Origin of the sequence: Nocardioides sp., from assembly GCF_035503875.1 — a bacterium.
Lineage (GTDB): Bacteria > Actinomycetota > Actinomycetes > Propionibacteriales > Nocardioidaceae > Nocardioides.
Window position 1 is genome coordinate 1 of record NZ_DATJTA010000092.1, and the last position, 21,221, is coordinate 21,221.

Annotated in this window: 21 protein-coding genes and 2 tRNA genes; 12 read left to right on the top strand and 11 right to left on the bottom strand. The window is 71.6% G+C overall.

Annotated features, from left to right (window positions below; genetic code table 11):
* The 4 genes from VMF51_RS22445 to VMF51_RS22455 all read left to right on the top strand — a co-directional run.
* Positions 1-552, top strand: a 552-nt coding sequence (locus tag VMF51_RS22445) for an HNH endonuclease signature motif containing protein (RefSeq protein ID WP_325476707.1), incomplete at its 5' end; no start/stop codon positions are given.
* Between the two features lie 244 nt (positions 553-796).
* Positions 797-1,117, top strand: a complete 321-nt coding sequence (locus tag VMF51_RS25920; RefSeq protein ID WP_414689498.1) for an HNH endonuclease — start codon at positions 797-799, stop codon at positions 1,115-1,117.
* An 86-nt stretch (positions 1,118-1,203) separates the two neighbouring features.
* Positions 1,204-2,076 carry a hypothetical protein gene (locus VMF51_RS22450; protein ID WP_325476708.1) on the top strand — a complete coding sequence of 291 codons (873 nt, stop codon included), beginning with the start codon at positions 1,204-1,206 and terminating at the stop codon, positions 2,074-2,076.
* A 90-nt stretch (positions 2,077-2,166) separates the two neighbouring features.
* Positions 2,167-2,541, top strand: coding sequence for a hypothetical protein (locus VMF51_RS22455; RefSeq protein ID WP_325476709.1), 375 nt, complete (start codon positions 2,167-2,169; stop codon positions 2,539-2,541).
* 4 nt (positions 2,542-2,545) lie between these two features.
* Here the strand turns inward: VMF51_RS22455 and VMF51_RS22460 are convergent, their stop codons facing one another.
* Together VMF51_RS22460 and VMF51_RS22465 are read right to left on the bottom strand one after the other, a co-directional pair.
* Positions 2,546-3,136, bottom strand: coding sequence for a hypothetical protein (locus VMF51_RS22460; protein ID WP_325476710.1), 591 nt, complete (start codon positions 3,134-3,136; stop codon positions 2,546-2,548).
* A gap of 9 nt (positions 3,137-3,145) precedes the next feature.
* A complete protein-coding gene (locus tag VMF51_RS22465; protein ID WP_325476711.1) occupies positions 3,146-3,748 on the bottom strand; it encodes a CGNR zinc finger domain-containing protein in 603 nt (200 codons plus the stop codon).
* Positions 3,749-3,998: 250 nt separating this feature from the next.
* On the opposite strand from VMF51_RS22465, the gene VMF51_RS22470 reads away from it, so the two are divergent.
* On the top strand, positions 3,999-4,511 hold the full coding sequence (locus tag VMF51_RS22470; protein WP_325476712.1) for a DUF4188 domain-containing protein: 513 nt from the start codon (positions 3,999-4,001) through the stop codon (positions 4,509-4,511).
* Between the two features lie 7 nt (positions 4,512-4,518).
* Here VMF51_RS22470 and VMF51_RS22475 read toward each other — a convergent pair whose 3' ends face one another.
* Genes VMF51_RS22475 through VMF51_RS22505 form a run of 7 tightly spaced genes read right to left on the bottom strand, consistent with a single transcriptional unit; the run spans position 4,519 to position 12,300 of the window.
* Positions 4,519-5,757 carry a CoA transferase gene (locus VMF51_RS22475; protein ID WP_325476713.1) on the bottom strand — a complete coding sequence of 413 codons (1,239 nt, stop codon included), beginning with the start codon at positions 5,755-5,757 and terminating at the stop codon, positions 4,519-4,521.
* 53 nt (positions 5,758-5,810) lie between these two features.
* Positions 5,811-6,359, bottom strand: a complete 549-nt coding sequence (locus tag VMF51_RS22480) for a GNAT family N-acetyltransferase (protein ID WP_325476714.1) — start codon at positions 6,357-6,359, stop codon at positions 5,811-5,813.
* A gap of 40 nt (positions 6,360-6,399) precedes the next feature.
* A complete protein-coding gene (locus tag VMF51_RS22485; protein ID WP_325476715.1) occupies positions 6,400-8,679 on the bottom strand; it encodes a GNAT family N-acetyltransferase in 2,280 nt (759 codons plus the stop codon).
* Entirely contained in the window at positions 8,679-9,953 is a 1,275-nt protein-coding gene (locus tag VMF51_RS22490; RefSeq protein WP_325476716.1) for a lysine N(6)-hydroxylase/L-ornithine N(5)-oxygenase family protein, read from the bottom strand. The genes VMF51_RS22485 and VMF51_RS22490 overlap by 1 nt, the downstream gene beginning before the upstream one ends.
* Positions 9,950-11,410 carry an aspartate aminotransferase family protein gene (locus VMF51_RS22495; protein ID WP_325476717.1) on the bottom strand — a complete coding sequence of 487 codons (1,461 nt, stop codon included), beginning with the start codon at positions 11,408-11,410 and terminating at the stop codon, positions 9,950-9,952. The genes VMF51_RS22490 and VMF51_RS22495 overlap by 4 nt, the downstream gene beginning before the upstream one ends.
* 37 nt (positions 11,411-11,447) lie before the next feature.
* Positions 11,448-11,660 (bottom strand): DUF6767 domain-containing protein, encoded by a 213-nt coding sequence (locus tag VMF51_RS22500; protein ID WP_325476718.1) that lies wholly within the window; start codon positions 11,658-11,660, stop codon positions 11,448-11,450.
* A gap of 52 nt (positions 11,661-11,712) precedes the next feature.
* Positions 11,713-12,300, bottom strand: a complete 588-nt coding sequence (locus VMF51_RS22505; protein ID WP_325476719.1) for a helix-turn-helix domain-containing protein — start codon at positions 12,298-12,300, stop codon at positions 11,713-11,715.
* 91 nt (positions 12,301-12,391) lie between these two features.
* Here VMF51_RS22505 and VMF51_RS22510 point away from each other — a divergent pair, with 91 nt between their 5' ends.
* Positions 12,392-13,837, top strand: a complete 1,446-nt coding sequence (locus tag VMF51_RS22510; RefSeq protein ID WP_325476720.1) for an MDR family MFS transporter — start codon at positions 12,392-12,394, stop codon at positions 13,835-13,837.
* Here VMF51_RS22510 and VMF51_RS22515 read toward each other — a convergent pair.
* Positions 13,816-14,685, bottom strand: coding sequence for a 3-methyladenine DNA glycosylase (locus tag VMF51_RS22515; protein WP_325476721.1), 870 nt, complete (start codon positions 14,683-14,685; stop codon positions 13,816-13,818). The two genes, VMF51_RS22510 and VMF51_RS22515, sit on opposite strands and share 22 nt — an antisense overlap.
* Before the next feature lie 32 nt (positions 14,686-14,717).
* Here VMF51_RS22515 and VMF51_RS22520 point away from each other — a divergent pair, with 32 nt between their 5' ends.
* The 5 genes from VMF51_RS22520 to VMF51_RS22540 all read left to right on the top strand — a co-directional run bounded on the left by VMF51_RS22520 (position 14,718) and on the right by VMF51_RS22540 (position 18,286).
* Positions 14,718-15,527, top strand: a complete 810-nt coding sequence (locus VMF51_RS22520; RefSeq protein WP_325476722.1) for a fumarylacetoacetate hydrolase family protein — start codon at positions 14,718-14,720, stop codon at positions 15,525-15,527.
* A 9-nt stretch (positions 15,528-15,536) separates the two neighbouring features.
* Positions 15,537-17,015 carry a glutamate--tRNA ligase gene (gene gltX, locus VMF51_RS22525; RefSeq protein ID WP_325476723.1) on the top strand — a complete coding sequence of 493 codons (1,479 nt, stop codon included), beginning with the start codon at positions 15,537-15,539 and terminating at the stop codon, positions 17,013-17,015.
* A gap of 26 nt (positions 17,016-17,041) precedes the next feature.
* The gene (locus tag VMF51_RS22530) at positions 17,042-17,998 is read left to right on the top strand and encodes a type II CAAX endopeptidase family protein (RefSeq protein ID WP_325476724.1); all 957 of its coding nucleotides are present in this window, start codon (positions 17,042-17,044) and stop codon (positions 17,996-17,998) included.
* Positions 17,999-18,050: 52 nt separating this feature from the next.
* Positions 18,051-18,122: transfer RNA gene (locus tag VMF51_RS22535), tRNA-Gln, on the top strand.
* 91 nt (positions 18,123-18,213) lie between these two features.
* Positions 18,214-18,286 (top strand) — tRNA-Glu (locus VMF51_RS22540).
* A gap of 69 nt (positions 18,287-18,355) precedes the next feature.
* On the opposite strand, the gene VMF51_RS22545 is transcribed toward VMF51_RS22540, so the two are convergent.
* Entirely contained in the window at positions 18,356-19,552 is a 1,197-nt protein-coding gene (locus tag VMF51_RS22545; protein WP_325476725.1) for an LCP family protein, read from the bottom strand.
* 148 nt (positions 19,553-19,700) lie between these two features.
* Between VMF51_RS22545 and VMF51_RS22550 the strand changes: the two genes are divergently transcribed.
* Complete coding sequence (locus VMF51_RS22550) at positions 19,701-21,221, top strand: AlkA N-terminal domain-containing protein (RefSeq protein WP_325476726.1); 1,521 nt, start codon at positions 19,701-19,703, stop codon at positions 21,219-21,221.

The window sequence follows — 21,221 nt, forward strand, 5'->3', positions numbered from 1 at the left end:
GGTGAGCCGACCAGCAGCCCGGTGCCCTACGGCCGCAAGACAGCGCAGGCGTTCTGCCAGCTCCTGGAGACCCTCGACCCCACCCGCCTCCCGATCCACGGCGGCGACGCCACCACCCTGGTCGTCACGATGAGCTTGGACTCGCTGCGCGCCGATCTCGGCACCGCGACCCTCGGCAACCCAGCGCCCGGCGACTCCCACGACCGCATCACCGCCGAGGAAGCCCGGCGCCTGGCCTGCACCGCAGGCATCGTCCCGGCGGTCCTTGGCGGGAAGGGCGAGGTCCTCGACCTTGGCCGGAGCAAACGACTCTTCGCCCGCGGGCAGCGACGGGCGCTGGTGCTCCGGGACGGCGAGTGCCGCGCCGAGGGCTGTCACATCCCGGCTCCGTGGTGCGAGGCCCACCATCGAGATCCCTGGTCCACCGGCGGCCGCACCGACCTCGCCGACGGGATGCTCCTCTGTTCGCACCATCACCACCGAGCCCACGACCCGATCTACACGACCGAACGACTGGCCGACGGAGGCGTCCGCTTCCACCGGCGGACGTAGACGGTGTGAGCACTTCGGTGAAGTTCTGACCGTTCCGGCTGCGGGGCGCGCTGAAGCAGAAAACACTCGCCCCGTGACCGACACTGTCCTGCCTTCGATCTTGGACGGGCTACGGCCGCTCCTACCGATGGTGGGTGCGTTGGGCCTGTTCGTGCTGGTGGTGGCTTCACCCTTGCCAGGTCGAGGACCACGGCCGTTCCAGTGTCGCGACCCGTGGCGCGGATTCCGTTTCGCAGCCCGCCACATGGTCCTGGTTCGTGCCGGTGGTCGATGTGAAGGCCCACTGTTCCTGGTGGTCGGCCGCTGTCGTGAGGAGGCGAAGGAGGTCGACCACATCTATCCGTGGTCGAAGGGCGGACCCACGGTCGTGAGCAACGGTCAAGCGCTGTGCCGCGGACACAACCGCCGGAAGTCGAACGCGCGCCCTCCCTGGTGGTACGTCCTCGCTCTCGAGCGTCGCCGAGCGGGCTACTGCCCGCCCGGCGTCGACGTACGGGTGCGAGCACGCATGAGCGCAGACGAACGCGCAGCTCGTGCCGCTTGGAGGGCGCGGCAACGCCGCTAGCTCTCGACGCGATGGGTCTCGTGTGGCGTCGTTCGGCGACCGATAAGCCAGTGCGGGGCACAGAGTCAGTCGTTGAGTGAGGTCACGTGATGGTGCAGCGAGTTCGGTGGGGAGTCGTCGGCTTGGTAGCCGCGATGTTGATAGGAATCGACGTCGGTGGCGCGTCTGCTGCGTCGACCGGGGCGTACGTCAAGGCTGCAGAGCCGGTCCAGGCCGGCGCCGAGAAGAGGGCAGGGCGCCGGCCGGTGTTGAAGGTGTCGGCCAAGGAGGTCAACGAAGGCGACCGCGTGACCCTTCGGGCCATCGTGAAGTCGCCTGCGCGGGCGACCCGTGTGACGTTGCAGAAGTTCAGACTCGGCATCTTCGGCGATCCGATCTGGGAGCCGGTCAAGGCGGCCAAGACTCGTGGCAGGCGGAAGGTCGCCTTCAAGGTCGTCGCCACCGGTGAGAACAGGGAGCGGTACCGGGTGACGGTCGCGTACAGGAAGGTGAAGCGAGTCGTCGTCTCCAAGCCCATTGCCGTGACGATCTGGCGATGGATCCCGCTCAGCGCCTACTCGCCGTACTACGAGACCCGAGGGGTGGGCTTCGGGACGCCGAGCATCGACGGGCGCGTCTACAACGGCTGGGGTGCCGCCTACTACTCCCACCTCGGGTCGTGGGAGGCGCGATTCACGCCGGGGCGGCACTGCACGTCCTTCAAGGCAGTGCTCGGGGTCGGGGACATCTCTGGCGACGGATCGTCGGGCCAGATCGCCTTCACTGCTGACGACACTCCCGTCTACACCTCGCCCGTACTGACTCCGGGCATGAACGTCTCTGTGACGGTCTCGCTAGCCAGGCCGTACCGGTTCGGCATCCAGCTGTCCGACACCACACCCGGCGGGACCTCGGGCGGCGACGAGGTCGAGTCCTGGCCCGTCCTTGGCGAGCCCGCGTTCCTGTGCACCGGCGTGTGATCGTGCTCCGGTCGGTCCGGGGTGGCCCTGGCGAGCCAGAGATGTGCGGATTCCCGGCCGTGCGGTAGCGACCTCTGAGAAGGTGCGTCGGTGACGAATCAGGGCGTGCGCGGCATCGCTGAACTGGCCGCATGGGCGCTCGGCATCGCCGGCGTCATTCTGCTGCTCGACGCTGGCCGTCGCGACGACTGGATCTTCCTGGTCGTCCTGGTCGGCGGCATCGGCCTCATCGTGCGCATCCTGGTGTGGACCGTCCGCTTGGACCGGGCGGACAACCGATTCACCCGGTTCTGCCGTCGCCACGACGATGCCATCTTCTGGACGATCGTCCCCGTCGTGGTGGTGCTGATGTGGACCACCACGACGGTCGACTGGTGGACCGTCGTGCTCACGGTCGGCATCGGGATCGGGGCAGTCGGGCAGCTTTGCTCCCGCCGCTCGTCAAAGGGCAGTGGCGCTGACTGAGTCCCTACTTCGCGCGGATGAACAGATTGGCGGCAACGGTCTGGGTGCCGTTCTGCCAACCGTGCTCGTAGGAGACGTCGACTCCTTCGGCTCGCATGTTGCCGCGATGGTTGACGGTGATCGCGGCGACCAGCTGCGCGGGCCTGCCGGTACCGAGATCGAGCTCGATGCCGGGCACCACGGGTTCAGGGTTCGGACACAGGTGCGAGAACGTCGTGGCGTCGACGACGCCGATGGCACTGGAGTCTGGCCGGTCGGTGTCGAGGGCGCACACGAAGAACCGGGTGCGGGCGTCGGCGCTGTTCTCGACCACCTTCGCCGATGCGCTGGTGATCGTGATCGAGGCGCTGTCGTCCGGGTCGGGAAACGTCACGCCGGCGTACGCGGTCTCTCCGGGTCGGAGCTTCATGGTCGTGGTGCCGACGTCCGACAGTGCGTCGGGGTGGGTGTGCCAGTGCCACGCCGCTGCCGCGCCCGCGATCCCGACCACCGCAGCCGCGAGGCCGGCGGCGGTGGCGAGCCGCCTGCGTCGAGCGTTGCTGGTGACGGCGTCGGTCGAGGAAACGGCGTCGTCGGCCTCGGGGTGTGACGTCACGACCGGAGCCTAGAGTCCGCCGGCCGACTCCGCTGGGTTCTCGCGCTGGTCGGCGCGACGCCGAGCGCGGTAGGCGCGCGTCTTGAGCTTGTTGCCGCAGCCGTACTCGCAGTAGTGCCGCGAACGGTTCTTCGACTGGTCGTAGTAGGCCCACCGGCACTCGTCGAAGGCACAGATCTTGAGCCGCCACCAGAGGTCGCTCGCCCGTGCCGCGTGAGCGGCCAGCGCGATGCGGGTCAGCGCGCCCGCGACGCCGTCCTCGGCCGGGGCGACGGCCACGCCGCCGCCGTCCCACTGCAGGCGGACGGACAGCGTGCCGAGGGTGTCGTCGAACGTCGTCAGCGGCGCCTCCTCGGCGGCGTGGTTGAGCTCGAACGCGGCGTGCAGACCCTCCCGCAGTCGCACGGACGCCTCGCGCTCTGCCTCACCGGCCGTGGCGCCGCCGGCGAGCAGACCGTGACCGACCAGGAAGTCCGTCAGGCCGGCGGTGGTGGCGAGCTCGTCGGTGCCGAGCTCGTGGTCGAGGGTGTTGACGAAGTCGCGGAGCAGTGCGGCCGGCGGGGGAGTCCGGTCCTGCGCGCTGTCGTCGGCGGGCGAGGGTTGGCGTGCCACGACACCAGTGTAGGCCGATTGGTGGTTGCGCTCGCCGGAACACCGGCGTAGCGTTTTTGCTGGTGTCGAGGAGGTAGCGATGGGTCACCACTACGGATATGTGAGCGAGCAGCTGATCACCGGGGAGCTGATCCCGCGGCGGCGACGGCGTACGCGCCCGCCCGACGGGACCGTCCCGAAATTGACCGTCCAGGGGATGCGCTCGCGGCCGGTGCGGGGCGACAGTGGGTGGGTGAGGAGGTAGCGGACCATGGCCGAGATCCTGAAGGGCCGCTTCACCGCGGACACCGGCTTGCTGGGGAGCGAGGTGATCGTCTTCCTGATCGGGATGAGGATCAACAAGCCGTGGAAGGTCCGGGCCTGGTGGCCGGTCTTCGTCGCGATGCCGAAGATGCTGAGCTACCTCGCCCAGCATTCCGAGAAGGGCCTGCTCGGGTACCAGCAGGCACTCCTGCCGGCGCCGATGGTCGTCCAGTACTGGCGCTCCTTCGACGACCTCGCGCGCTTCGCGCGGGACAGCACGGACCCCCACCTCGAGCCCTGGCGGCAGTTCAACAGGCGCATCGGCGCCTCCGGCGACGTCGGGATCTGGCACGAGACCTACCGGGTGCAGACCGCGGACATCGAGACCATCTACGGCAACATGCCGGCGCACGGGCTGGCTGCGGCCAGCGCCGCCGTGCCGCTCCGTCGGGGCCGCGACTCGGCCGCTGCCCGGATCGGCGCCAGCCAGACCGACGACCCGGCACTGCCGCCGTACTGACCGTGCATCACCGCCAGGTCAGGCCCGCGGATCCGTAGGCACTCACGTCGCCGAGCGCGTGGCGACCGTCGAGCAGAATCGGCGGGGGCACGGTGCGCAGCGCGCCGTACGGCGAGTCGACCGTCACGGTCGGCACGTCGAGGCTCACCTCGGGGGCGGCGGAGCGGGGGAGCCCGAGCAGCTCCCTGGCCGCTCCGAGCAGGCTGGTCCGGACGACTCCGCCGTGGCCCCGTGCCAGCAGCGAGATGACCTCGGCGGCCAGGACGTGCCCGGTGGCGTGGTCGAGCGCCTGCACCGGCAGCGCTCCGGGGCGGCTGCCGTCGCCGTACAGGTCGGCGATGCCGGTGGCCGCCTGCACGATCGAGTCGAAGCCCCGTCGGTCCCGCCACGGACCGTGCTCTCCCCAGGCCGACAGTGAGCCGACGACCAGCCGGGGACGGTCGGTGGCCACCGTGTCCGCGTCGAGGCCGTACGCCGCCAGGGCGCCGGGACGGTAGCCGAGGAGCACGACATCGGCGCTCGCCAGCAGTTCGTGTCGCAGGATGTCGGCGTCGACGGCCAGGTCGACCTCGACCGATCGCTTGCCCATGCCGTTCGACAGGTACTGCTCGAGCAGCTCCGGCGTCCGGGGTGGGTCCACGCGGAGTACGTCGGCTCCGAGGCACGCGAGAACCTGCGAGCAGGTCGGACCGGCGATGACGCGGGTGAGATCGAGTACCCGCACGCCGGCCAGGGGCAGACCGCCCGTCAGCGGTCGCAGCGGTGCGCGTCGGGCGCCGACCGAGGTCGTCCACCACGGATCGGCCGCCGTCGCGCGGCCGTGCGGATGCGTCGCCCACTCGCGCTCGGTGCGCACGACCGTGGCGATGCCTCCGGCGGCCGTGACCCGCCGCTCGATCTCGTCGGTCGCGAGCCGGGAGATCGCGTCGACCAGCTCCTGCTTCGAGGAGGCGCCGAGGGCTCCTGCGATGGCGGCCGCGTGGTGGGGATAGTTGCCGTGCAGCCGCACCCAGCCGTCGTACGCCTCGAAGAACCCCGAGAACGGCGCCCAGCCCTCGGGCTCCCGACCCGCGATGCGCAGGTGGTCGACAGTCGCGAAGGAGGCCGCCACGAGTTCCGGAGTGGTCGAGACGTCGATCGCCAGGTCGCGAGCCGCGGCAACGTCGCGCGTCGCGGAGCAGACCCGGCCGACGGCGTCCAGCGCGAGACCCTCGACGTCCAGGGGGCCGGACCACCAGCGCCGCACAGGGCGCGTCCTCCGGTCGGTCACGACGGCACCTTCCCACACCGGCGCCTCCGTCAGTCGGCGTCGACCACGGGTGGCGTGCCGAGTGCCTTGGCCATCAGCACCTCGTCGCGTACGTCGTCGGCCGCCAGCCGGAGCGCGCGGGGCCAGCGGCCGACCTCGCGCCAGCCCTGCGCCTCGTAGTAGCCCTCCAGTCCCAGGCCGCCCCGTGCCGCCAGCCGCAGCTGCTCCACGCCCAGCTCGTCGCGGGCGTAGCCCTCGAGGGACGCCATCAGGTCGCGGGCGATCCCTCGCCCTCGATACCGGGGCAGGGTCTGGAGCCGCTCCACCGTCGCCCAGTGCGAGACCAGGTACGACGTGCTGCGCCGGAGCACCACCCAGCCCTGCACGGCTCCGTCGGAGCGCGAGCGGAAGAGCACGCACCGGCCCGGGTCTAGTTCGGACGCCAGCTCGTCGACGGCCGGAGCGACCTCGGCGACGTCGACGGGCGGGAACGGGAAGCCGACGGCACCACCCGCGTTGGTGACGGCGACCCAGCAATCGACGAGTCCACGCCGGTCGGGACCGTCGAGCTGGTCGGGGCGGACGAGGACGTCGATCACGTGCCGGATCCTCTCAGCCCGTCGCTCGGGCGTAGCCGATTCAGTCGATCACCTCGTGTCGATCCGCCGCGATCGGGTTCACCAGCGTTCCGGCGTACTGCAGGGACGAGGCCTGGTCGGTGATGTCGACCATCTCGAGGGTGTTGAGCAGCTGCAGCCGGTTCAGGCAGCTGTGCCTGAACTCCGGGCGCTGCAGGTCGTAGGCCTCGACCTGCGCGGCCAGCTCCGGGTGCTCCTCGGCGTGCTGCTCGACGCAGCGGCGTACCTCGGCCCAGAACTCCGCCTCGGGGAGGACGCCGTCGGTGTCGAGGATCGCGGCGAGGTGGCGCAGGAAGCCGTCGAAGACGTCGGTGTGCAGCGCCAGCGCCTTGATGTCCTGCGGTACGTCGGCCCGGACCCGCTCGACCTCCTCGGGCACCGCGATCGAGGAGTCCATGACGCAGACCTCCTCGCCGACGTCCTTCATCAGCGCCCGGACGGGAACGTGGTCGCGCAGCACCAGCACCAGGTTCTCGCCGTGCGGCATGAACGCGAGCTCGTGGGCGAGCAGGCAGTGCACGATCGGGCGGACGTAGGCGTGCAGGTAGCTGCGTACCCAACCGCTCGCATCCATCGGCGACGCCTCGATCATCGCGGTCACCAGCGCGGCACCGGACGCGTCGCGGTGCAGCAGCGACGTCATCGACGCGAGCCGCTCGCCCCGCGACAGCAGCGGCACCGGGCTCTCGCGCCACAGCGCCGCGACCATCTTCTGGTACGGCGAGCGCACGTCCAGCGCGTGGAACGCGTCGCCGGTGTAGCCGATCGCGGCCCGCTCGCGCAGCACCGTGAACCCGCAGCCCTTCAGCGTCGGGTCGTCCTCGACGAGGCGGTGCACCCAGTCGTTGATGGCCGGCGTCGCCGCCATGTAGCGCGGCGACAGGCCACGCTTGAAGCCCATGTTCTGGATCGACAGCGCCGTCTTCACGTAGTGCCGCTCGGGCCGGGTGGTGTTGAAGAAGGTGCGGATCGACTGCTGCGCGCGGTAGTCGTCCGGGCCGGTGCCGAGGTGCACGAGGTCGCGCCGGGCCAGGTCGGGCGCGAAGGTGATGGCCAGCTGGTGGCGCCACTGCCACGGGTGCACGGGCACGTAGAGGTAGTCGTCCGGGTCCAGGCCTAGCCCGCGCAGCACCGCGGAGAACGACGCGCGCACCGACGCGTCCAGCTCGCCGTCGTACAGCCGCGCCTCGGAGAGGTCCTGGCCGAGCGAGAGCCGGGTGAGCGAGCGCCGGGCGGCCAGCCACTCGAGCCGGACCGCCGACCCCGTCTCGGGCGCGTACGCCGCGTAGTCGGCCAGGTCGTAGCCGATCCGGCCGTTGTTCGCGACGAAGCCGGGATGGCCCTCGGTCATCGCCGCCTCGAGCTCCTGGTAGTCGGCCTCCAGCAGCTGCGCGACGCTCGCCGACGAGTGTGCGAGCTTCCAGCAGGCGCTGGCCAGCGTGCTCGCCAGCTCCTCCAGGTACGTCGGCAGCAGCGGGTCCGGGATCCCGAGCGGCCCGGCGAACTCCGCGACGAAGGCCTGCACGTCGAGGTCCGCGGGCGCGCCGTCGACCCAGCGGGTCAGCGAGTCCTCCTCGATCGCCCAGTGCTCGAGGGCGAGCCGCCGCGCCCGGAAGGTGTACGACGACCCGCCGTCCGGCGCCGCGAGCCGCCAGGCGTCGGCGTCCGCGACGGGCGTCACGATCCGCTCGTGCGCGTACTCGCTGATCGCCTTGGCGACCAGGTGCCGCTGGGCGGTCGCGAGCCGCTCGGGCGACAGGTGCGCGGTCGGACCCTCGAACGCCGACCGCGTGCAGAACGACAGCGCGGCGGTCTTCGAGCCCAGGTCCACGACCCGCGCGACGACGAAGCCGAACGCGGCGTTCATCGCGCCGATCCGGTCGTTGCGCACGTCCGGCTCGACCACGACGCGTCGTACCGAGGTGTCGGCGAAGCAGTGCTCCATCACCGCCCGGAAGACCAGCCGGGTGAAGCCGGGGACGGGCGAGTCCGTGGGCGCCACCAGCACGTGCATCCCCAGGTCGCCGGGGGCGATCTCGGGGAGCGAGGCAAGTGGCGAGTGCGCCGGGTCGTAGGTCTCGGCGAGGAACGCCGGCTCGCCGTCCACCCGGCCCAGCCAGGCCTGGTGGTGCGGGTCGGCGACGATCCGGGCGTACTCCGCGGCGACCTCGTCGACCGAGGCCCCCTGCATCTCCCAGTAGACCGAGCGCGGGTGGGTGACCCAGGCGTGCACCAGCGCCAGGTCGCGGTCGAGGTCGAGCGGTTCGAGCGTGGCCTTCATCAGCGGGCCCTCCTCAGGTGGTCGGGGACGCCGAAGCTCTGCACGGCGATCCGCTTCTCGATCGGGTAGACCTCGCGGCCGGTCAGGGCGGCCACGAGCACGGAGTTGCGGTAGGCGCCCATGCCCAGGTCGGGCGCGACGAAGCCGTGGGTGTGCTCCTCGGCGTTCTGCACGTAGATCTCGCGGTCGCCGTGGTCGACCGAGTACGTCGGCGACGCGGCGAACCGCCCCTGGTCGTCCCACCGGATCCGGTCGCGCACCGGCTCCAGGAAGTCCGGCACCTGCGCGGCGTACCCGGTCGCGAGCACCAGCCCGTCGGTGCGCAGGCCGAAGCGCTCGTCGGTCTCCTCGTGGTGCAGGTCGAGGTCGTACGACGTGCCGTCCCACCTCGCGCCGGTCACGGCGGTGTTGGTGACCAGCGTGGTGCGCGGACCCTCTCCCTGGACCCGCAGCCGGTAGTGCAGGTCGAAGATGTCGTCGACCAGGTCGCCGCTGATGCCCTTGTAGAGCGAGCGCTGCTCGCGCAGCAGCCGGGCGCGCGTCAGCTCCGGCAGGTCCTGGAAGTACGCCGTGTACTCCGGCGAGGTCAGCTCGAGGGTGAGCTTGGTGTACTCCATCGAGAAGAACCGCGGGCTGCGGGTCAGCCAGGTCAGCCGGTAGTCGTGGTCGGGCGACTCGGCCAGCAGGTCCTGGTAGATCTCCGCCGCGCTCTGGCCGCTGCCGACGATGGTGATCGACTCGCGCTGCTGCAGCTCGGCCTTGTGGTCGAGGTACTGCCCGGAGTGGATCGCCGGCCCGCCGGCCTCCCGCACGCAGTCGAGGATCCGGGGTGAGGTGCCGACGCCCAGGACGATCCGGCGGCCGCGGAAGGTGTCGCCCGCGGCGGTCGAGACGACGTACGCCGTCCCGTCCCACTCGACGCTCGTCACGGTCTGGCCGAAGCGGACCGAGTCGAGCCGTTCGGCGGCCCAGCGGCAGTAGTCGTCGTACTCGCTGCGCAGCGGATAGAAGGACTCGCGGATGTAGAAGGGGTAGAGGTGGCCGGTCTCCTTCAGGTAGTTCAGGAACGACCAGCGCGACGTCGGGTCGGCCATCGTCACCAGGTCGGCCAGGAACGGCACCTGGAGCGTGGCCTCGTCGAGCAGCATGCCGGGGTGCCAGGCGAGGGAGTCGCGGGCCTCGAGGAAGACCGCGTCGACGTCCTCGACGGGGTCGAGCAGGCAGGCCAGGCCGAGGTTGAACGGGCCGAGGCCAATGCCGATCACGTCCCTCATGCCGCGGCCTCCTCGGTCAGCTCGCGCCCGACCTCGACGAGCCGGCCGGTCACGCTCAGCACGTCGTCGAGGGTCGCGAGCGGGTTGAGCAGGGTGAGCTTCAGCCAGCAGCGACCGTTCACCTTGGTGGCGGCGACCATCGCGGTGCCGCGCTCGTAGACCACCTGCCGGATCCGGGGCGCGAGCAGGTCCGCCTCGTCCTCGCTCATGCCCGCGGGCCGGTAGCGGAGCACGAGCGTGCTCAGGCCGGGTTCGGCGCAGAGCTCCAGGTAGGGGTCGTCCGCGAGCGCGTCGTAGGCGTCCCGGGCCAGGTCGACCACGGTGTCGACGTACGCGCCGATGGTGTCGGGGCCCATGGTCCGCAGGGTCAGCCAGAGCTTCAACGCGTCGAATCGGCGCGTGGTCTGGAGGCTCTTGTCGACCTGGTTGGGGTGGGCCGCATCCTTGGGATTGAGGTAGTCCGCGTTCCACGTGACGTGGCCCAGGTGGCGCCCGTCGCGGACCAGCAGCGCGCTGGCGGAGACCGGCTGGAACCACGTCTTGTGGTAGTCCACGGTCACCGAGTCGGCGTGCTCGATGCCGACGAGCAGGTGCCGACGGGTGGGGGAGACCAGCAGGCCGCCGCCGTACGCCGCGTCGACGTGCAGCCAGGTGTCGTGGCGCCGGCAGAGCTCGGCGATCGCGGCGAGCGGGTCGATCGCCCCGAAGTCGGTGGTGCCGGCGGTGGCGACCACGGCCATGGGGGAGAGGCCGTACGCTGCGAGGTCGTCCAGCGCGCCGGCGAGCGCGTCGACGTCCATCCGCCGGTCGGGACCGACCGGGACCGCGACGACGGCGTCCGCGCCGAGCCCGAGCAGCCGGGCCGACTTCTGCACGGAGAAGTGCGCGTCGGCGCTGGCCAGGATCCGCAGCCGGGACAGCGCGTGCGGCCCGCCGTGGGCGGTGCGCGCCAGGGCGCGGTCGCGGGCCAGGTGCAGGCCCTGCAGGTTGGACTGGGTGCCGCCGCTGGTGAAGATGCCGTCCGCGCCACGGCCGAAGCCGATCCGGCCGTTGGTCCAGTCGACCAGGTGCCGCTCGACGAAGGTCCCGCCGACGCTCTGGTCGAAGGTGTCGAGGCTGGAGTTCACGGCGCTCACGAACACCTCGGCCAGGAGCGCGGGCAGCACCACCGGGCAGTTGAGGTGGGCGGCGTACGTCGGGTCGTGGAACCAGATCGCGTCGTCGAGGTAGACCCGGCTCATCTCGGCCAGCGCCTCGGCGGCGTCGCCGAGCGGGGCGTCGAGGTCGACGTCGGCGATCGGCTTCGCGGCCTGCTCGGGCTGCACGCCCGTCGCCGGTCCGGTCAGCCGACGCATCGTGGCGGCGAGATGGTCCACGCCGAGCCGCATCGCGTCGACGTACCCGTCGAGGTGGTCCGGATGGAACAGGTGCTGCAGCTGGGCAGGGGAGGGTGACACCGAATCGGTCCTTCCGAGCAAGGAAATTAGGTTAGGCTCACCTTATTGCTCGAGAGGGAGGCGTCCGCAACCCGTCCTCCGCCTGGTGGGACGTGCGCTGCCGCCGGAGCTCCGCGAGCCGCTCGCGGAGCTCGGGATCGGTCATCACCAGCCACACCAGGCCGCAGTCCTCCGGCCCGGTCACGCCCGGCTCGCACAGCGAGCACGGCTCCCCGAGCCGGATCGGGCACTGCGGCACCGGCTTCCCCATGCCTCCAGCCTGCGCCGGGCGGGGCCGTGCCGGAAGGGTCGGAAGTCCCGACTCAGGCGTGCTTCCGCAGGGCGGCGCAGGCCTCGTCGTACGTCGCGACCAGCCCTGGCCCGGCCGGCTCCCGCGCCCACCGGTCGAGCGCCACCCGCAGGACCGCCGAGGTGGTCTCCAGGACGACGCGGGCGGTGAGCGCGTCGTGGCCCAGATCGATCAGCATCCGCTGCGTCCGGCCCAGCCGCTCCTCGTCGACGGCGATCGCCGCGAGCAGCAGCCGCGGCTCGCGGGGGACCAGGCGCCACAGTCGCAGCGCCTCGCGGCCGGCCTCGCTCCGGCCGTCGTCGAAGGACGCCAGCACCTCGCGCCAGAGCCGCTCGAGCTGCGGGCCGAGTCGCTCGCCCGGGTCGAGGGCGGCGAGCGCCTCGTCGACCCGGCGCTCGATCTCGGGCTCCGGGATGAGCGCGGCCCGCTCCTTGGTGGCGGCGTACCGGAAGACCGTGCGCGGCGAGACGCCCGCCTCCCGGGCGATGTCGTCGACCGTGGTGCCGTCGACGCCGTGCTCCTCGAAGAGGGTGAGCGCCGCCTCCCGGATCTCCCGCTCGGTCCGGTGCCGCCGGCGCTCGTGCAGGGCCTCGGGCGTCATGCCGCCAGGGTAGCGGGAATGTTGTCAGCCCCTGCCGTGTTGGCAGTCACTGCCACACTGGCCATCGCTGCCACCGCTCGACAGGAGAACCGTGTCCGCCACCGCCGTACCCGCCCGTCCCACGCTGCCCCCGGGCGTCCGCGTCGGGCCGCTCGTCGCCCTGCTCGTCGGGTCCGCCTTCGTCGTGATCCTCAACGAGACGATCATGGGCGTCGCGCTGCCCGAGCTGATGAAGGAGTTCGGGGTCGAGGCGACCAGCGCGCAGTGGCTGACGACCGCGTTCCTGCTGACGATGGCCGTGGTCATCCCGGTCACCGGCTGGCTGCTGCGCCGCTTCACCCTGCGCCAGGTGTTCCTGGCCGCGATGATCTCGTTCACCATCGGCACGGCGCTCGCCGGTGCCGCGCCGACCTTCGCCGTCCTGGTGGCGGCGCGCGTCGTGCAGGCCGTCGGCACCGCGCTGATGATGCCGCTGCTGATGACGACGATCCTCACCATCGTCGAGCCCGAGCGCCGCGGCCGGATGATGGGCACGATCTCCATCGTCATCTCGGTCGCCCCGGCGGTCGGCCCCACGATCTCCGGCATCGTCCTCGACCAGCTCGACTGGCGCTGGATGTTCTGGTTGGTCCTGCCGATCGCCCTGCTCTCCCTCGGCCTCGGCGCCGCCTGGGTGCGCAACGTCACCGAGCCCGTCCGCGCCCCGCTCGACGTCCTCTCGGTGGCGCTCTCCGCGCTCGCCTTCGGTGGCCTCGTCTACGGCCTCAGCAGCATCGGCGAGTCCGCCGCCGGCCACGCGCCCGTGGCGCCGTGGATCCCGCTCGTGATCGGCGCGGTCGCGCTGGCCGCGTTCGTCGGGCGTCAGCTGGCGCTGCGCGACCGGGCACTGCTCGACGTCCGCACGTTCGCCAGCCGCACCTTCTCCGTCGCCGTGGTCCTCGTGGCGGTCAGCATGATGGCGCTGTTCGGCACGCTCATCCTGCTGCCCATCTACCTGCAGTCGGTGCTCGGCCTGTCGACCCTCGACGCGGGCCTGGTGCTGCTCCCGGGCGGGCTGGCGATGGGTCTGCTCGCCCCGGTCGTCGGTCGGCTCTTCGACCGCGTGGGTCCGCGGCCCCTCGTCGCGCCCGGCGCCGCCGTCGCGTCGGTCGCGCTGTGGCTGATGACCACCTTCGACCCGAGCACCGGGCGCGGCGACGTGATCGGGGTGCACGTGCTGCTCAGCATCGGCCTCGCCCTCATGTTCACGCCGCTGATGACCTCCGCGCTCGGCTCGCTGCCCCAGCACCTCTACGCCCACGGCAGCGCCACCGTCTCGACGCTCCAGCAGGTCGCCGGCGCCGCCGGAACCGCGCTGTTCGTCACCGTGATGACGCGCGGTCAGGTCGCCGGCGTGGAGGACGGCCTCTCGGTCGTCGAGGCCACGGCCGACGGCATCCACACCGCGTTCCTCTACGGCGGCGCGATCTCGGCCGCGGCGGTGCTCATCGCCCTCGCCGTACGACGCCCGCAGCCTCAGGTCCTCGAAGCCGCCTGAGCGACGACGTCGAGCAGCCGCTCGCACTCGGCCACCAGCCGGGCGCGCAGCGGCGCTCCGCGCTCGGCGAACCCGCGCTGCGCCTCGGCGTACGCCGCCTTGCCGGCCGCGGTCTCGATCGGGACCGGCTCGAACCCGAGGTCGGCGAGGTCGTACGGCGAGGCGCGCATGTCGAGCACCCGGATGTCGCGGGCCAGCTCGAAGCAGTCCGCGACCAGGTCCGAGCTGATCATCGGCGTGAGCCGGAAGGCGTGCTTGTAGAGGTCCATGCCGGCGTGCAGGCATCCCGGCTGCTCGAAGTCCGGCCTGTCCTGCGCGGTGGGTCGCAGGGTGTTGAGCCCGACGGCCGACGGCGTGAAGAAGCGGTACGCGTCGAAGTGCGAGCAGGCGATCCGGTGCGACTCGACGACCGCGTCGGTGCCGGCGCCGCCGAGGCGCAGCGGCCAGTCGGCGTGCCGGGTCTCGTCGTCGGCGAGCCGGTGCACCATCGCCCACTCGTGCAGACCGAAGCAGCCGAAGCTCGCCGGCCGCGCGGCGGTCGCGGCCAGCAGCCGGTGCAGCGACTCGAGCATCGGCCGCTGCGACTCGACGTACGCGGAGGTCACCGCGCCGTCGACGTACCCCTTCAGGCCGTCGTACTCCGGCGCGTCGGCGAGCCGGACGGCGTACCCCGGGTGCCAGCGGCGCAGCTGCGCCGGACGCTGGGAGTAGTAGGTGAACAGGAAGTCGTGCACGGGGTGCTTGACCCCGGACTCCCGGCGGGCGAGGTGCGGCGCGAGGAACGCGTCGACCCGCTCCGCGTGTGCGGCGGCACACGCGCGCCAGGTCGCCTCCTCCAGCACCTCCACGGGGCTCGAGCCTAGGCGGATAGGGTCGGAAGGTGCGCATCGCGAGGTTCACCACGGGTGAGGACCCCCAGTACGGCGTCGTGACCGGGGAGGTCGACGAGTTCGGCCAGCCCAGCGAGGACAGCGTCATCGTCGCGCTCGCCGGCGACCCGCTGTACGTCGGCGTCAAGCTGCTCGACACCGAGCACCGACTCGAGGACGTCCGGTTGCTCGCGCCGGTGCTGCCGCGGAGCAAGGTCGTGGGCATCGGCCGCAACTACGCCGCCCACGCCGCGGAGCTCGGCAACGAGGTCCCGGCCGAGCCGATCATGTTCCTCAAGCCCAACACCAGCGTCGTCGGACCCGGCGACCCGGTGTTCTACCCGCCGCAGAGCAGCGAGGTGCACTACGAGGGCGAGCTGGCCGTCGTCATCGGCCGGATCTGCCGCGACGTCCCGCCCGAGAAGGCCACCGACGTCATCCACGGCTACACCATCGCCAACGACGTGACCGCCCGCGACCTCCAGCGTCGGGACGGACACTTCACCCGGGCGAAGGGCTTCGACTCCTTCTGCCCGCTCGGTCCCTGGATCGAGACCGACCTGGACCCGCAGACCTTCAGGGACGGCGTCCGGGTGCAGACCCACCTCAACGGCGAGACCGTCCAGGACGGCAGCACCGCCGACATGGTCTTCGACATCCCCACGCTCGTCGCCCACGTCTCCAGCATCATGACGCTGCTCCCGGGCGACGTCATCCTCACCGGCACCCCCGAGGGCGTCGGTCCCATGAACGTCGGGGACGAGGTCGAGGTCTCGATCGCCGGCCTCGGCGCCCTCACGAACACCGTGAAAGCAAGGTAGAAGCAGCTCATGACCGTCCCCACCGGCCCGAACGTCCGCGTCCGCATGGCGCCGTCCCCGACGGGCAGCCCGCACGTCGGGCTCGTCCGCACCGCCCTGTTCAACTGGGCCTTCGCCCGCCACCACGGTGGCACCTTCGTCGTCCGCATCGAGGACACCGACAAGGCCCGCTCCACCCAGGAGTCGTACGACTCGATCGTCGACCTGATGCGCTGGCTCGGCCTCGACTGGGACGAGGGGCCCGAGGTCGGCGGACCGCACGCGCCGTACTTCCAGAGCGAGCGGAGCGAGCTGTACGCCGACGCCCTGGTCCGGCTGCGCGAGTCGCGCTTCACCTACGACTGCTACTGCACCAACGAGGAGGTCGACGCGCGTCGCAAGGCCTCCGGCTCCAAGGTGATGGGGTACGACGGCTTCTGCCGCGAGCTCACCGACGAGCAGGTGGCGGCGTTCCAGGCGGAGGACCGCCGGCCGGTCGTCCGCTTCCGGATGCCCGACGGCTCGATCACCTGGACCGACCTGGTCCGCGGCGAGGTCACCTTCGAGACCCAGTTCGTCCCCGACTACGCGCTGTGCCGCGCGAACGGCGACCCGCTCTACACGCTGGTCAACCCGGTCGACGACGCGCTGATGGAGATCACCCACGTGCTGCGGGGCGAGGACCTGCTCTCCAGCACCCCGCGCCAGATCGCGCTGTACGCCGCCCTCACCGAGCTCGGGATCGCTCAGCGGACGCCGGAGTTCGGCCACCTGCCCTACGTCCTGGGCGAGGGCAACAAGAAGCTCTCCAAGCGCGACCCGGAGGCGCACGCGCTGGCCTACCGCGACCAGGGCTTCCTGCCCGAGGGCCTGCTCAACTACCTGGCCCTGCTGGGCTGGTCGATCGCCGCCGACCGCGACATCTTCACCCTGGCGGAGATGGTCGAGGCGTTCGACATCAAGGACGTCAACCCCAACCCGGCGCGCTTCGACCTGAAGAAGGCCGACGCCATCAACGGCGCCCACATGCGCACGCTGTCGGTGGAGGAGATCACCCACCGCGCGCTGCCGTTCCTCAAGGAGGCCGGCGTCGTCGGCGACCCGGTCGGCGACGCCGACGCGCAGCTGCTGGAGCAGGCCATGCCGCTGGTGGCCGAGCGCATCAACAAGCTCACCGAGGCGGCAGGGATGCTCGGCTTCCTCTTCGTGGACGAGGACGCGTTCACCCGCGACGAGACCGATGTCGCGAAGGTCCTGGACGAGGACGGCCTGCGGGTCGTGCAGGCGGCGTACGACGCCGTCGAGCCGCTCGCCCAGTGGTCCACCGCGGCGCTGCAGGAGGCGCTGCAGGCGAAGCTCGTCGACGAGCTCGGCCTCAAGCCGCGCAACGCCTACGGCCCGGTCCGGGTGGCCGTCACCGGGAAGCGGGTCTCGCCGCCGCTGTTCGAGTCGATGGAGCTCCTCGGTCGCGAGCGGAGCCTGGCCCGGCTGCGCTCCGCCCTGGGCTGACGGGGTTCGTGGAGGGAGCCGCCGGGATGAGTGACACGGCGATCGACGGCGGGGGACTGGCCTACCACCGCCTGCAGCGGCTCGGGCCGTGGTCCTGGTGGCGCCCGGTGCTGGGGGTGCTCGGCCTGCTGGTCGCCTTCGTCGTGGTGGTCCCGGTCGTGGTGCTGGTCGTGTTCACCGCAGGCATCGTGGTCTCGGGCGCCGACGTCACCTCGACGGTGGAGCGGATGCTCGACACCGACCGGGTCACCCCGCTGGCGTTGGCGTACCTCAACGTCGCCATCGGGGCGATGATCCCGGTCACCTGGCTGCTGATGCGGGCGCTGCACGGCCTGCGGCCGCGCTGGCTGGCCTCGGTGGCCCCCCGGATCCGCTGGCGCTGGCTGGCGGCCTGCTTCGGCCTCGCCATGGCCTCGCTGGTGGTCACGCTGATGGTCGCCGCGCTGCTGCCGGCGCGGGCCGAGGGGGCCGAGCTGGGCGGTGGGCTCAACGACTTCACCAGCACCACGCGCGACTTCCTGCTCATCATCGCGCTGCTGACCCCGCTGCAGGCCGCGGGGGAGGAGTACGTCTTCCGCGGCTACCTGACCCAGGCGTTCGGCGGGCTGGTGCGCGCGCCCTGGCTGGCGGTGCTGGGGCCGGCGTTGCTGTTCGCCCTCGCGCACGGCGCCCAGGACCCGCCGGTCTTCTTCGACCGCTTCGCCTTCGGGGTCGTCTCGGGCCTCCTGGTCATCCTGACCGGCGGCCTGGAGGCGGGCATCGCCATGCACGTGCTGAACAACTTCCTGGCCTTCGGGGTCGCCCTGGCGTTCGGCGAGATGGCGACGGTCCTCAACCCCACGGGCGGCACCTGGTGGAGCCTGCCGGTGACGCTCACCCAGTCGCTGTCGTTCCTCGGCCTGACCGTGCTGGTTGCCCGCGCGACGGGCCTGCAGACCCGCACCGAGAGGCTCGTTTTGGAGGCGCCCGGACCTCGCGTGTAGTGTTTCCTCTCGGTTCGGAGACGAGCCGGAGCGCCGTTCGCCGGCGTGCCATTGGGATATGGTGTAATTGGCAACACGACTGGTTCTGGTCCAGTTATTCTAGGTTCGAGTCCTAGTATCCCAGCGAGATCGAGGAAGTTCCGAAGCCGGAAACGCCCCGATTTTGAGTGAGACCGAGACTCTGGTTAAGGTTTCGCACAGCTCGCAAGAGCAAAGCCCCCGTTGTGTAGCGGCCTAGCACGGCGCCCTCTCACGGCGTTAGCGCCGGTTCGAATCCGGTCGGGGGTACACCACCAGCAGGACCCGGATCCACCAGGATCCGGGTCCTGCTGCGTTGTGCGCTGGTTCCCGGACGGGCTAGCCGCAGAGCCCCGCGGCGCGGGCCTCGGCCTGCTCCCTCTCCTGCTCGGGCGAGGCCGTCGCACCGGCGGTCGGCGTCGGGGACTGGCTCGTCGGAGGCTTGGCGGCGCTGATCGAGCCGCCTCCGAAGTTGCGCCCCAACGGCGCGTCGGCGGCGATCCGCTTCCACAGCCGGTCCGCGTCGGCGGTCCACTGCAGCCGGTTCGCGTCGAGCGGGTACTCCTCGATCGGCACGGTGATGAACCGGATCTCGCCGAGGTCGGTCTCGCGGAACTGCATCGCGAGGTCGGCGAGGTCCTTGACCGTGTCGAGGTCGTCGTCGACCTGGATCGAGCCGACGACGGCCCGCAGGAAGTTGCGGACCCGGTTGGGCCGGCTCAGCGTGTTCGCCGACATCACCTTGTTGATCATCGAGGCCACGAACGCCTGCTGCCGCTTCATCCGGCCGATGTCGCCGGTGACCGAGAGTGTGTAGCGCTCGCGCACGTAGTCGCGGGACTGCCTACCGTCGAGCTCCTGGGTCCCGGCGGGCAGGAAGATGTTGTGCTCCGGGTCGTTCACCTCCTGGGGGATGCAGACCTGGACGCCGTCGACGGCGTCCACCATGTCCTCGAAGCCGCGGAAGTCGACGACGATGAAGTGGTCGATGAAGACGCCGGTGAGCTCCTCGACCATCTGGATGGTGCACAGCGGACCGCCCCGGGCGAAGGCGGTGTTGAACATGACCGCCTCGGCGCCGGGCACCGTTCGGCCGTCCTCGTCCAGGCAGTCGGGACGGTCGACCATCGCGTCGCGCGGCAGGCTCACGCCGTACGCCTCCTTCCGGTCGGCCGAGACGTGCAGCAGCATCGTGGTGTCGGACCCGCCCCCGCCCGCCTCGCCGTCGATCGCACAGCCCTCGCAGCTGCGGTCGTCGGTGCCCATGACCAGGATGTTGAGCGGCTCCTTCGGGCCGTCGGCCTCCGGCTTGTCCTCGTCCGAGTGCGGGATCTCCAGACCCGGTTTCAGGTCGGCGTCGAGCTGGCGGACGACCGCCCAGACGGTCGTGGCGGTCACCAGGGCGACGACCAGCTGGGTGACGAGGATGACGGTGAGCACGGGGGAGAGTCGGCGGCGACGGGTCGCGCTGGATCGGATCGCGCTGGGTCGGGTCGCTGGTGCCGGCTCCGCCGGCGGCTGTACGTCGTCGGCCACGGGATCATCGTGGCACCCGGATGCCCGGATACCGGGCGGATCGGGGCATCCCACGCACGATTCTTGCCATTCTCTCAGCGAGCGGGCTCGGTACGACGGTGTCCGATTTCCGCCAGACGTTGTCGGTGGCGTGGGGGAGGATGACGTCATGACACCGAGGCCGACGGCGCAGACGAGGCAGGCGGGGCACCTCGACCCCGAGTCGTGCTACCGCGCGGTGAAGTCGCGCGACCGTCGCTTCGACGGGGTCTTCTACACCGCGGTCCGCACCACCGGCATCTACTGCCGGCCCAGCTGCCCCGCCCGCACCCCGGGGTACGCCAACGTGACCTTCCACCCCAGCGCGGCGGCGGCCCAGGCGGCCGGCTACCGCGCCTGCAAGCGCTGCCTGCCCGACGCGACCCCCGGCAGCCCGGACTGGGACGTGTCCGCGACCGCGGCCGGTCGCGCGATGCGGCTGATCGCCGACGGCGTCGTCGACCGGGAGGGCGTGGACGGTCTCGCGCGCCGGGTGGGCTATACCCCGCGCCACCTCAGCCGGATCCTCACCGCCGAGCTGGGCGCGGGCCCGCTCGCCCTGGCCCGCGCCCGGCGGGCACAGACGGCCCGGGTCCTGATCGAGACGACCGCGCTGACACACACCGACGTCGCCTTCGCCGCGGGCTTCTCCAGCGTGCGCCAGTTCAACGACACGATCCGCGAGGTCTACTCCGCCAGCCCGACCGAGCTGCGCGGCCGTCGCGGTGGCTCCCGGGCGACGACCGGCACGGTCGCGATGCGACTCGCGGTCCGCACCCCGTTCGCGGGCCGGGCGCTGCTCGACTTCCTCGCCCACCACCTCATCCCGGGGGTCGAGGTTGCCGGACCGGGCTGGTACGCCCGCACGCTTGACCTCCCGCACGGGCCGGGCACGGTCCGCCTCGACGTCGACGACGCCACCGCGGGCGGCGAGACGGCCTTCGTCACGGCGACCTTCGCGCTCGCGGACCTGCGCGACACGACCGCCGCCGTCGAGCGGGCGCGCCGCCTGGTCGACGCCGACTGCGACCCGCTCGCGGTGGACGACCACTTCGCGGGCGACGCGGTCATCGGCCCGCTCGCCCGGGCGACCCCCGGCCTGCGGGTGCCGGGTCAGGTCGACGGCGACGAGGTCGCGATCCGCACCGTGATCGGCCAGCAGGTCAGCGTGGCCGGGGCCTGCACCGTCACCGGCCGGTTGGTCGCCGAGCACGGCACCCGCGTCGACTCGGACATCCCCGGACTCACCCACCTGTTCCCGTCCGCCGCCACCCTGGCGGCCCTGGACCCGGAGACGCTGCCGATGCCGCGCTCGCGCGGACGGGCGCTCGTCGGAATGTGTGCGGCGCTGGCCGCCGGCGAGGTCGCGCTCGACCGCGGCCCCGACCGCGACGTCGTACGCCACCGACTGCTGGAGCTGCCCGGCATCGGGCATTGGACGGCCGACTACGTCGCGATGCGGGCGCTGGCCCACCCCGACGTCTTCCTGCCGACCGACGTCGGCGTCCGCAACGCCCTGGCCCGTCTGGGCCACGAGCCGGCCGTGGTGGTCGCCGCGAGCGATCGCTGGCGACCGTGGCGCTCCTATGCCCTGATGCACCTGTGGAACACCCTCATGCCACCCGTCCCCGTCATCCCTGAGGAGAGCTGA

What these genes read in the sequence shown, in the direction of transcription:
- VMF51_RS25920 (WP_414689498.1), top strand. Translation starts at nt 797, where the DNA reads ATGGTCCTGGTTCGTGCCGGTGGTCGATGTGAAGGCCCACTGTTCCTG.
- VMF51_RS22470 (WP_325476712.1), top strand. Translation starts at nt 3,999, where the DNA reads ATGGCCGAGATCCTGAAGGGCCGCTTCACCGCGGACACCGGCTTGCTG.
- VMF51_RS22485 (WP_325476715.1), bottom strand. Translation starts at nt 8,679, where the DNA reads ATGAAGGCCACGCTCGAACCGCTCGACCTCGACCGCGACCTGGCGCTG.
- VMF51_RS22490 (WP_325476716.1), bottom strand. Translation starts at nt 9,953, where the DNA reads ATGAGGGACGTGATCGGCATTGGCCTCGGCCCGTTCAACCTCGGCCTG.
- VMF51_RS22500 (WP_325476718.1), bottom strand. Translation starts at nt 11,660, where the DNA reads ATGGGGAAGCCGGTGCCGCAGTGCCCGATCCGGCTCGGGGAGCCGTGC.
- VMF51_RS22505 (WP_325476719.1), bottom strand. Translation starts at nt 12,300, where the DNA reads ATGACGCCCGAGGCCCTGCACGAGCGCCGGCGGCACCGGACCGAGCGG.
- gltX (WP_325476723.1), top strand. Translation starts at nt 15,537, where the DNA reads ATGACCGTCCCCACCGGCCCGAACGTCCGCGTCCGCATGGCGCCGTCC.
- VMF51_RS22530 (WP_325476724.1), top strand. Translation starts at nt 17,042, where the DNA reads ATGAGTGACACGGCGATCGACGGCGGGGGACTGGCCTACCACCGCCTG.
- VMF51_RS22550 (WP_325476726.1), top strand. Translation starts at nt 19,701, where the DNA reads ATGACACCGAGGCCGACGGCGCAGACGAGGCAGGCGGGGCACCTCGAC.